11 protein-coding genes are annotated in these 9445 nt (G+C 63.7%); 5 read left to right on the forward strand and 6 right to left on the reverse strand.

Annotated elements, in window-relative coordinates; genetic code table 11:
• Positions 1-55 precede the first annotated feature (55 nt).
• From C4K40_RS01900 to secB, 3 genes are read left to right on the forward strand one after another with little or no spacing between them, the layout of a single operon-like run.
• A complete protein-coding gene (locus C4K40_RS01900; protein ID WP_022639249.1) occupies positions 56-469 on the forward strand; it encodes a rhodanese-like domain-containing protein in 414 nt (137 codons plus the stop codon).
• A complete protein-coding gene (grxC, locus tag C4K40_RS01905; RefSeq protein ID WP_022639250.1) occupies positions 469-723 on the forward strand; it encodes a glutaredoxin 3 in 255 nt (84 codons plus the stop codon). The genes C4K40_RS01900 and grxC overlap by 1 nt, the downstream gene beginning before the upstream one ends.
• Before the next feature lie 39 nt (positions 724-762).
• Positions 763-1242: a protein-export chaperone SecB gene (gene secB, locus C4K40_RS01910; protein WP_022639251.1), complete on the forward strand. Its 480-nt coding sequence runs from the start codon at positions 763-765 to the stop codon at positions 1240-1242.
• A 166-nt stretch (positions 1243-1408) separates the two neighbouring features.
• Here the strand turns inward: secB and C4K40_RS01915 are convergent, their stop codons facing one another.
• Positions 1409-1864, reverse strand: a complete 456-nt coding sequence (locus C4K40_RS01915; protein WP_022639252.1) for a tRNA (cytidine(34)-2'-O)-methyltransferase — start codon at positions 1862-1864, stop codon at positions 1409-1411.
• Here C4K40_RS01915 and C4K40_RS01920 point away from each other — a divergent pair.
• Positions 1863-2303 (forward strand): hypothetical protein, encoded by a 441-nt coding sequence (locus tag C4K40_RS01920; protein ID WP_053132554.1) that lies wholly within the window; start codon positions 1863-1865, stop codon positions 2301-2303. The genes C4K40_RS01915 and C4K40_RS01920 overlap by 2 nt on opposite strands.
• Before the next feature lie 510 nt (positions 2304-2813).
• Here C4K40_RS01920 and ntrC read toward each other — a convergent pair.
• Positions 2814-4250, reverse strand: coding sequence for a nitrogen regulation protein NR(I) (gene ntrC, locus C4K40_RS01925; RefSeq protein WP_022639254.1), 1437 nt, complete (start codon positions 4248-4250; stop codon positions 2814-2816).
• Entirely contained in the window at positions 4247-5332 is a 1086-nt protein-coding gene (gene glnL / locus C4K40_RS01930; RefSeq protein ID WP_022639255.1) for a nitrogen regulation protein NR(II), read from the reverse strand. Before glnL ends, ntrC begins: the two co-directional genes overlap by 4 nt.
• 359 nt (positions 5333-5691) lie before the next feature.
• On the opposite strand from glnL, the gene C4K40_RS01935 reads away from it, so the two are divergent.
• Positions 5692-6825 (forward strand): bifunctional transcriptional activator/DNA repair enzyme AdaA, encoded by a 1134-nt coding sequence (locus C4K40_RS01935; protein ID WP_053132551.1) that lies wholly within the window; start codon positions 5692-5694, stop codon positions 6823-6825.
• Here C4K40_RS01935 and C4K40_RS01940 read toward each other — a convergent pair.
• From C4K40_RS01940 to glnA, 3 genes are all read right to left on the reverse strand, one after another.
• Complete coding sequence (locus C4K40_RS01940; protein WP_022639258.1) at positions 6794-7243, reverse strand: hypothetical protein; 450 nt, start codon at positions 7241-7243, stop codon at positions 6794-6796. The genes C4K40_RS01935 and C4K40_RS01940 overlap by 32 nt on opposite strands.
• 60 nt (positions 7244-7303) lie before the next feature.
• Complete coding sequence (locus tag C4K40_RS01945; protein WP_053132548.1) at positions 7304-7858, reverse strand: chorismate mutase; 555 nt, start codon at positions 7856-7858, stop codon at positions 7304-7306.
• 151 nt (positions 7859-8009) lie between these two features.
• Complete coding sequence (gene glnA / locus C4K40_RS01950) at positions 8010-9416, reverse strand: glutamate--ammonia ligase (protein ID WP_053132545.1); 1407 nt, start codon at positions 9414-9416, stop codon at positions 8010-8012.
• Positions 9417-9445: the final 29 nt, after the last annotated feature.

Below are 9445 nucleotides of genomic sequence, written 5' to 3' on the forward strand. Positions count from 1 at the left end.
GGCCTTGAGGGCTGTGTATACTGGCCGGCATTTTCACGCCCTGGAACCTCCTTAGATGGTTGCTCACCTGATTCAATTCGCTACTGAACACTACTTGCTCGTCGGCGCCTTCGTCATTCTCCTGGCCCTGCTGATCGCTCACGAACTGAGCCGCGGTGGTCGCAGCCTCAGCACCGGTGAGCTGACTGCGCTGGTCAATAGCGAGCAGGGCGTGGTGATCGATATCCGTCCATCCAAGGAATACGCCGCGGGCCATATCGTCGGCGCGCTGAACATTCCCCAGGACAAGCTCACCGCTCGCATCGGCGAGCTGGAGAAGCACAAGGCCAAGACCATCATCCTGGTGGATGCCCAGGGCCAGCACGCCGGCACCCACGCCCGCGAGCTGATGAAGTCCGGCTTCACCGCGGCCAAGCTGTCCGGCGGTGTCGCCAGCTGGAAGGCCGATAACCTGCCATTGGTGAAGTAATGTCCCAGGTCATCGTCTACTCCAGTGATTACTGCCCTTATTGCTCGCGGGCCAAGCATCTGCTCGCAAGCAAAGGCGTAGCCTTCGAAGAGATCAAGGTCGATGGCAAGCCGCAGGTGCGCGCCGAAATGACCCAGAAGGCCGGGCGTACGTCCGTGCCGCAGATCTGGATCGGCGCCACCCACGTAGGTGGTTGTGATGATTTGTTTGCCCTGGAGCGCGCCGGCAAGCTCGACGCGCTGCTGGCAGCCTGAAACTTCCCTTATAGACCCCGAGATCAAGAAGGATCTGAGATGACTGACCAACAGAACACTGCTGCTGCCGAAGACGAAAGCGCACCGCAATTCTCCCTGCAGCGCATCTACGTGCGTGACCTGTCCTTCGAAGCGCCGAAAAGCCCGGCGATCTTCCGTCAGCAGTGGGAACCCAGCGTCTCCCTGGACCTGAACACTCGCCAGAAAGCCCTGGAAACCGACTTCCACGAAGTGGTGCTGACCTTGTCCGTGACCGTGAAGAACGGCGACGAAGTGGCCTTCATCGCTGAAGTGCAGCAGGCCGGTATCTTCCTGATCAAGAACCTGGACGAGGCTTCCATGAGCCACACCCTGGGTGCCTTCTGCCCGAACATCCTGTTCCCGTACGCTCGCGAAGCGCTGGACAGCCTGGTGACCCGTGGTTCGTTCCCGGCCCTGATGCTGGCTCCGGTGAACTTCGACGCGCTGTATGCCCAAGAGCTGCAACGCATACAGGCCGGCGAGAACACCGTTCAATAAGAGCTTCGCCAAGCCATGAAAAAAGCGCCTTTGACGGCGCTTTTTTCATGGCTCGGCGAAACCTCCAGGTAGGAGCGAGGCTTGCCCGCGACAAGGGCGACGCGAAATGCCTGAGCACCGCGTACCGTTCATCGCTGGCACGCTTGGCTCCGGCACGAGCAGGCGCTTATTTGAAGCCCAGTTGGCGCCAGCCTTCATAGACCGCCACCGCCACGGTGTTGGACAGGTTCAGGCTGCGGCAGCCTTCGCGCATGGGCAGGCGCAGGCGCTGTTCGCCGGGCAGGGCGTCCAGCACTTCGGCCGGCAAGCCACGGCTTTCCGGGCCGAACAAGAAGGCGTCGCCTTCCTGGAAGCTGGCGTCGTGGAAAGGCCGCGAGCCCTTGGTGGTGAAGGCGAACAGGCGCGGGTGGCCGAGGCTCTGCAGGCAGCTGGCGAGGTCGGGGTGGCGTTGCAGGGTGGCGTATTCGTGATAGTCGAGGCCGGCGCGACGCAGGCGCTTGTCGTCCATTTCGAAACCCAGCGGCTCGATCAAGTGCAGGTGGCAGCCGCTGTTGGCGCATAGCCTGATAACGTTGCCGGTATTCGGCGGAATTTCTGGTTGGAAGAGGATGACGTGAAACATGCACGGCTCCGAAGAGAAAGACAGGCAGCATTCTACGCCTGAAGAAGACCCGCGGCCGAAGCTAATGCTGCGGGTGTTCGGCTCCCTGGCCATAGTTGGGTTGATGGTTGGCTTGATGATCGGGCGCCTGACCCAGACCGAGCCGGTGCAGTTGCTCAAGGTCGAAGGCGTGGCCGAGGGCCTGGTGGTGTGGTTCGACCGTGAGCCCAAGGTCCATGGCGAGCATATCGAGGGGGCGGTGGCGCTGCTGTTCGATGCCACGGGCCAGGCACAACAGGGTCAATTGCAGGTCAACCAGCGGACCGCGAACTGGCGGATACGCCTGGCGGACCAGGGCTTGTTGCTGAACCTGGTGGCTGCTCGCCCGCTGCGGGGCGAATGGAGCGCAAGCGAGGTGGACGGGCGTTGGCGCCTGGAAGTCCGCCTACGCGAGCAATAAAAGAGGGAAACCCCGGCCTGCCTGTACCAAGGCCCCCAAAAGGGAAGGGCTGGTCGTTTTGTCGGCGACGAGCCCTGGTGTAAAGAAGGGGATTCCCGGCCTGCCTGTACCAGGGTCCCCAAAACTCTGGCCTGCTCGCTTGGCGCGGGCGGACCGGGTGTTAAAGAGGGGAGTCCTGGCCTGCCTGTACCAAGGTCCCCGAAACGGGTGAGCGGTGGCGCTCGTGATCTTGTTATTGCAGGGGGCGTGCCAATTCGGGATTAAACGGTTCAGTTAATTGCAGGCTCAAGCTGAGGGCCCCGTTTCTCGGGGCTTTCGCCGTTTTTTGAGTTTTTCTTGCCCGGCCTGGTGCGGCCGTTCGCAAGCGGATCCTGCGTCTGGCTGAGCCTTTTGCTGGTGCAGGCTCACCATTTCGGTGCACGAAAAGCATCGCGGGCAAGCCTCGCGCCTACGAAACACAAGATCCGTAGGGGCGAGGCTTGCCCGCGATAGGGGTTACAGAACAGCAGCTCAAGCCTCGTCGCTGTCCTCCTCGTCGCCACCGTCGACCTTCATGCCCAGTTCCTTGATCTTGCGGGTCAGGGTATTGCGCCCCCAGCCCAGCAGGACTGCGGCGTCGCGGCGCCGGCCCGCGGTGTGCTTGAGGGCGGTCTCGATCATGATCCGCTCGAAGCTCGGTACCGCGCTGTCCAGCAGGTTGGACTGGCCGCGGGCCAGGGCCTGGTCGGCCCACTGGCGCAATGCCTGCTCCCAGTTGGTCACCGGCGCCGAGTCCTGGGGCAGGCTCAGCAGTTCCGGTGGCAGGTCGCCGATATGCACCTCGCGCCCGGAAGCCATCACGGTGATCCAGCGGCAGGTGTTCTCCAGCTGGCGCACGTTGCCCGGCCAGGGCAGGTTCTTCAGGTATTCCTCGGTCTCGTGCTTGAGCAGCTTGGGTTCCACCGCCAGCTCCTGGGCCGCGCGGCCGAGGAAGTGCCTGGCCAGGGTCGGGATGTCCTCGCGACGATCCGACAGGCGGGGAATGTGGATGCGGATCACGTTGAGGCGGTGGAACAGGTCTTCGCGGAACTTGCCGGCATGGACCAGGGTTTCCAGGTTCTGGTGGGTGGCGGCGATGATCCGCACGTCGACCTTGACCGGGGTATGGCCACCGACCCGGTAGAACTCGCCGTCGGCCAGCACCCGCAGCAGCCGGGTCTGGGTGTCGGCCGGCATGTCGCCGATCTCGTCCAGGAACAGGGTGCCGCCGTCGGCCTGCTCGAAGCGCCCGCGCCGCAGGTTGGCCGCGCCGGTGAACGCGCCTTTTTCATGGCCGAACAGCTCGGACTCCATCAGGTCCTTGGGGATGGCCGCCATGTTCAAGGCGATGAACGGCGAACTCGCCCGGGGGCTGTGGCGATGCAGGGCATGGGCCACCAGTTCCTTGCCGGTGCCGGACTCGCCATTGATCAGCACGGTGATGTTGGAGTGGCTCAGCCGGCCGATGGCGCGGAATACCTCCTGCATCGCCGGCGCCTCGCCGATGATCTCCGGGGTGCGGGCCAGGCTCGGGGCCACTTCCAGGCCTTGCTGTTCCTGGGCGTGCTGGTTGGCGCGCTTGACCAGGGACACCGCCTCGTCGACGTCGAATGGCTTGGGCAGGTACTCGAAGGCGCCGCCCTGGTAGGAGGCGACGGCGCTGTCCAGGTCGGAGTGGGCGGTCATGATGATCACCGGCAGGCGCGGGTGCTGCTCGCGAATCCGTGCCAGCAGGTCGAGGCCGCTGGCCCCGGGCATGCGGATGTCGGAGATGATCACGTCCGGGGTCTGGCGTGCCAGGCGGCTCATCACCCCGTCGGCGCTGTCGAAGCTCTGGGTGGTCATCCCTTCCTGCTGCAAGGCTTTTTCCAGGACCCAGCGGATTGAACGGTCGTCATCGACGATCCACACGGTTTCACTTCGGCTCATGTCGATGGGGCTCCTTGTTCCAGTGGCAGAAAGATCGAGAACGTGGTGTGGCCTGGGTGGCTGTCGCACTCGATCAAGCCCTGGTGCTGGCTGATGATGTTCTGGGTGATGGCCAGGCCCAGCCCGGTACCATCCGGACGGCCGCTGACCATGGGGAAGAAGAGGGTGTCCTGCAGTTCGGCGGGAATCCCCGGGCCGTTGTCGATGATCTCGATCTTGGTCACCAGCCGGTGGCGTACGTGGCCGATGGTGAACTGGCGCATGGTGCGGCTGCGCAAGGTGATGCGGCCCAGGCGCAATTCGTTCTGGGTGCTGATGGCCTGCATGGCGTTGCGCACGATGTTCAGGACTGCCTGGATCATCTGCTCGCGGTCGACCAGCACGTCGGGAATGCTCGGGTCGTAGTCCCGGACCAGGGTGATGCAGCCCTGGCTCTCGGCCTCCACCAGGCTGCAGACCCGCTCCAGCACCTCGTGGATATTGGTCGGCGCCAGGACCGGCAGCTTGTTCGAGCCGAGCATGCGGTCCACCAGGTTCCGCAGGCGATCGGCCTCTTCGATGATGACGTTGGTGTAATCCCTGAGGCCTTCTTCAGGCAGCTGGCGGGCCAGCAACTGGGCCGCGCCACGGATTCCCCCCAGGGGATTCTTGATTTCGTGGGCCAGGCCGCGCACCAGCATCTTGCTGGTTTCCTGTTTGGACAGCTGGGCCTCTTCCTTGGTGATGCGCAGCAAGCGATCCCGGGGATGGACTTCCAGCAGCAGCAAGGTGTCGCCGTTGCTGAGGATCGGCGTCACTGCATAGTCCACGGTCAGGGTCTGGCCGGTCAGGGCGGTGAGCATCGCCTCGCGCTTGGTGAAGGGGTGGGCCTGCTCCACCGCCTGGCGCAGGGAGCTCAAGGCTTCGGCCGACTCGGTGAACAGCTCGCTGATGAACTGCCCATGGCTGCGCTGGCCGCTGATGGCCAGGAGCATTTCCGCCGCCGGGTTCATGTACTCAAGGCGCAGGTCGGCGTTGAGCAGGATGGTGGCGGTGGTCAGGTTGTCCAGTAACAGGCGATGCAGTGGGTCGCTGATGGTCATTCGGACCTCTTTTGGAGCAGGGCGATCTGCGGCCGGTCGCGGATCGTGCACGGGTTGAAGCACTGTCATGGGGAAAATGCAAAAACCAAACCAAGGCTCCGAAAAGAAGCGTCCGAGCCCCTGAAACAGGCGTTTGAACGACGCTTGCCTAGCGGGCTGCCAGCCCTGGCGAAGGTTTTCGACCCAAAATGGGTGGTCGATGAGCCATGGGTGCAAGGTTGTGCACCAATATAGTGCATGATCTGTGTCCGTGCATGATCCTTCGGCTGGATGGTGAATCGACGCCCGTTTTTCAGCGGCAACCATCCAGGCGCGGGTTTAGAGTGCCGGACCCGATGCTCGAAGATCCAGGATGCACCATGGACCACGCCCCCCTGCTGTTTCGCCTCCCCGACGACGACACCCTGTACCAGGCACTGCTGGATCGCGATCCGGCCTATGAAGGTTTTGCCTATGTCGGGGTGAAAAGCACCGGAGTGTTCTGCCGCCTGACCTGTGCCGCCCGCAAGCCCAAGCGCCATAACACGGTGTTCTTCGGCTCGATCAAGGGGTGTGTCGAAGCGGGTTTTCGCCCCTGCCTGCGTTGCCGCCCACTGGCCGAGGCGGGAGTCCAGGAGCCCTGGGTCAAGGTCTTGCTCGAGCAACTGCACGCGGATGCCGAGCGCCGCTGGTACGAGGATGACCTGGTGCGCCTGGGTTTGGACCCGTCCACCGTGCGGCGTGCCTTCAAGCGCTACTTCGGCGTGACCTTCCTGGAGATGGCCCGCTTGCGGCGCATGGGCCGGGGCATGCAGCAACTGGCATCGGGCGAGCCGGTGATCGAGGCCCAGATCAGTGCCGGCTTCGACTCCGACAGCGGCTTTCGCAAGGCCTTCGGCCGGCTGGTCGGCCAGCCACCCTCGAACTTGCGGGGGCGCGAGCTGCTCAAGGTGGATTGGTTGCAGACCCCCATCGGCGTGATGCTGGCCGTGGCCGATGCCCAGGTCCTGCATCTGCTGGAGTTCTTCGACCGCCCGGCCCTGGCGGGGGAGCTGCGCAAGTTGCAGGACAGCAGTGGTTCGAGCATCGGCTTCGGGCGTTTTGCCCCCATCGACCAGATCGAGGCCGAACTGCGCCGTTATTTCGCCGGTGAGCCGGTGTCTTTCCAGACACCGTTGGCGATGCAGGCCTCGGCCTTCACCCGTACGGTATGGCAGGCGCTGCGGGCCATTCCCCTGGGCAGCACTTGCAGTTACGCCGGGTTGGCGCGGGATATCGGCTCGCCGACGGCGGTGCGCGCCGTGGCCCGGGCCAATGGCGCCAACCAGATCGCCATCGTCATCGCCTGCCATCGGGTGATCGGCGCCGATGGCTCGCTCACCGGTTATGGCGGTGGTCTATGGCGCAAACGCTGGCTGTTGGAGCATGAGCGACGCATGCACCTGGCCGGACGGGAACAACCGGTGCAGGCCCAGGAGTCGTTCAGCGGTGGGCGCGCAGCAGGAAGAAACTGATTTCCGCGCTTTGCTGCAGGACTTGTTCGCCCTCAAGGACTTGCACCGCCAGGCGATGAAGGCCGCGGTCGAGGTTCGACAAATGCAACTGCGGGCCACGGCCAGGGGCGCCGTGAGGCTCGCCATCCAGCAGCAGGCGCAGGCGATGGGACGGCTGTAGCGGCGGGTGCAGGTCTACCTGGACGCTGAAGCTGCCGTTGTTGGCCCGCAGCGCGCCCTGCTCCTGCACTCCGTTGAGCTGCAGGCGGCGGTAGGCCTGCCTCTGGCTGGTCTGGCAGGCGGCCGGTGCCCTGTTCGAAGACGGCCAGTCGCTGGATCCTCGGTCGCTGCCGGTGCAATGGCCGGCGGTGGGGTGATAGAGGGCCGCATCAGCCGGCAGCAGGGTTATCCACAGCAGCCATAAAGCAGCGATACGCATGGTCCGGATCCTCCTGGTGAGCCCTCAGCATAGGGGCGCACCGGGCAGGGGCGGGCGTGGTTAACCTTTGAATACACATAATTCGGCGGTGGCCCGGATCATCGCCAGCTGGCGCAGCGGTTCGCCGGCGCTGGCCTGGTTGGCCCGGGCCAGCCACTGCGGGCAGTGCGGGTCGCTGCGCTGGGGAGCGAAGCTGGCCAGTTGTTGCAGCAGGCGCTTTTGCAGCTGGTCCAGTTGCGGGCGGATCTGTCCGGCCAGGTCCTGGCGGGGAGTGTCCGGAGCCCGGCCTTGCAGGTTCCAGGCCGAGAGCCTGGCGTATTGCACCAGCTTGTTGGCCTCGATCTGCGCGGCGAAGAACTGCTCCACCATGGCTTCATCCAGGCCATGGCTGGCAGCCTGGGCCGTGGCTGCGGCGATCACCTGTTGCTCCCGGGGCCGGTCTTCCACGGCCTTGTGGCTGTCCCATTTGCTCAAGGCCACCTGCTCGGCGAGTGTCAGGCGTTCAGCGATGCTGCCCAGTAGTGGGGCGAGGCTGGCCGGGCTGTCATCGGCCCGGGCCAGGCTGGCGGACAGGGCGCAGGCCAGGGCGAGAAACAGGCTCAGGGAAGATTTCATCGGCGGGCTTCCGGGTGGGTAATGGGCTGGCCATGATGCCTGCAAGCTGGCGGGACGCCCACGGAAAATCCCCGGGGCGTTTGTGCCGGGAATGAAAAAGGCCTCCCGAAGGAGGCCTTTCGATCACGCCGCTTGCGCGAGCGCTACCGGATCAGCAGCTGTAGTACAGCTCGTATTCCAGTGGGTGCACGAAGGTGCGGACCTTGATCTCTTCTTCGCTTTTCAGGGCGATGTAGGCGTCGATGAAGTCGTCGCTGAAAACGCCGCCTTTGGTCAGGAACGCACGGCCCTTGTCCAGCTCTTCCAGGGCTTCCTTCAGGCTGCCGCAAACTTGCGGGATCTCTTTGGCCTCTTCAGGCGGCAGGTCGTACAGGTTCTTGTCCGCGGCATCGCCTGGGTGGATCTTGTTCTGGATACCGTCCAGGCCGGCCATCAGCAGTGCGGCGAAGCACAGGTACGGGTTTGCAGCCGGGTCCGGGAAGCGTGCTTCGATACGGCGGGCCTTGGGGCTCGACACGTAAGGGATACGGATCGAAGCGGAGCGGTTACGGGCCGAGTAGGCCAGCATCACTGGAGCTTCGAAGCCTGGCACCAGGCGCTTGTAGGAGTTGGTGGCCGGGTTGGTGAAGCCGTTCAGGGCCTTGCCGTGCTTGATGATGCCGCCGATGAAGTACAGGGCGGTATCGGACAGGCCGGCATAACCTTCACCAGCGAAGGTGTTCTTGCCGTCTTTCCAGATCGACATGTGTACGTGCATGCCCGAGCCGTTGTCGCCGTACAGCGGTTTTGGCATGAAGGTGGCGGTGCGGCCATAGGCGTCGGCCACGTTGTGCACCACGTACTTCAGGGTCTGGGTTTCGTCGGCCTTCTTCACCAGGGTGTTGAACTTGACGCCGATTTCGTTCTGGCCGGCAGTCGCCACTTCGTGGTGGTGGACTTCGACGGTCAGGCCCATTTCTTCCAGTGCGTTGCACATGGAGGTACGGATTTCGTGGTCATGGTCGAACGGTGGCACGGGGAAGTAGCCGCCCTTGATGCCTGGACGGTGGCCCTTGTTGCCGCCTTCCACGTCCTGGTCGGACATCCACGAGCCTTGCTCGGAGTAGATCTTGAACATCGAGCCGGAGATGTCGGACTTGAACTTCACCTGGTCGAAGATGAAGAACTCAGGCTCTGGACCTGCGAATACGGTGTCGCCGATACCGGTGGCCTTCAGGTGCTCTTCGGCGCGCTTGGCGATCGCCCGTGGGTCACGGTCGTAGCCCTGCATGCTCGAAGGCTCGATGATGTCGCACACCAGGATCAGGGTCGGCTCTTCGGTGAACGGGTCGAGCACGGCGGTCTCGTCGTCCGGCATCAGGATCATGTCGGAGGCTTCGATGCCTTTCCAGCCAGCGATGGAGGAACCATCGAACATCTTGCCCGCTTCGAAGAAGTCCTCATCCAGCGCATCACGAGCCGGCATGGTCACGTGATGTTGAGTGCCCTTGGTGTCCGTGAAGCGCAGATCAATCCACTTGACGTCATGATCTTTGATGAGTTGAACCGACTTCGACATAGTGTCCTCCGGGGTGGCTTCGGGCTTGA

Source organism: Pseudomonas sp. CMR5c, from assembly GCF_003850545.1.
Lineage (GTDB): Bacteria > Pseudomonadota > Gammaproteobacteria > Pseudomonadales > Pseudomonadaceae > Aquipseudomonas > Aquipseudomonas piscis.

Coding starts and splice junctions, on each gene's coding strand:
- C4K40_RS01900 (WP_022639249.1), top strand. CDS start 56: ATGGTTGCTCACCTGATTCAATTCGCTACTGAACACTACTTGCTCGTC.
- grxC (WP_022639250.1), top strand. CDS start 469: ATGTCCCAGGTCATCGTCTACTCCAGTGATTACTGCCCTTATTGCTCG.
- secB (WP_022639251.1), top strand. CDS start 763: ATGACTGACCAACAGAACACTGCTGCTGCCGAAGACGAAAGCGCACCG.
- C4K40_RS01920 (WP_053132554.1), top strand. CDS start 1,863: ATGCACGGCTCCGAAGAGAAAGACAGGCAGCATTCTACGCCTGAAGAA.
- C4K40_RS01915 (WP_022639252.1), bottom strand. CDS start 1,864: ATGTTTCACGTCATCCTCTTCCAACCAGAAATTCCGCCGAATACCGGC.
- ntrC (WP_022639254.1), bottom strand. CDS start 4,250: ATGAGCCGAAGTGAAACCGTGTGGATCGTCGATGACGACCGTTCAATC.
- glnL (WP_022639255.1), bottom strand. CDS start 5,332: ATGACCATCAGCGACCCACTGCATCGCCTGTTACTGGACAACCTGACC.
- C4K40_RS01935 (WP_053132551.1), top strand. CDS start 5,692: ATGGACCACGCCCCCCTGCTGTTTCGCCTCCCCGACGACGACACCCTG.
- C4K40_RS01940 (WP_022639258.1), bottom strand. CDS start 7,243: ATGCGTATCGCTGCTTTATGGCTGCTGTGGATAACCCTGCTGCCGGCT.
- C4K40_RS01945 (WP_053132548.1), bottom strand. CDS start 7,858: ATGAAATCTTCCCTGAGCCTGTTTCTCGCCCTGGCCTGCGCCCTGTCC.
- glnA (WP_053132545.1), bottom strand. CDS start 9,416: ATGTCGAAGTCGGTTCAACTCATCAAAGATCATGACGTCAAGTGGATT.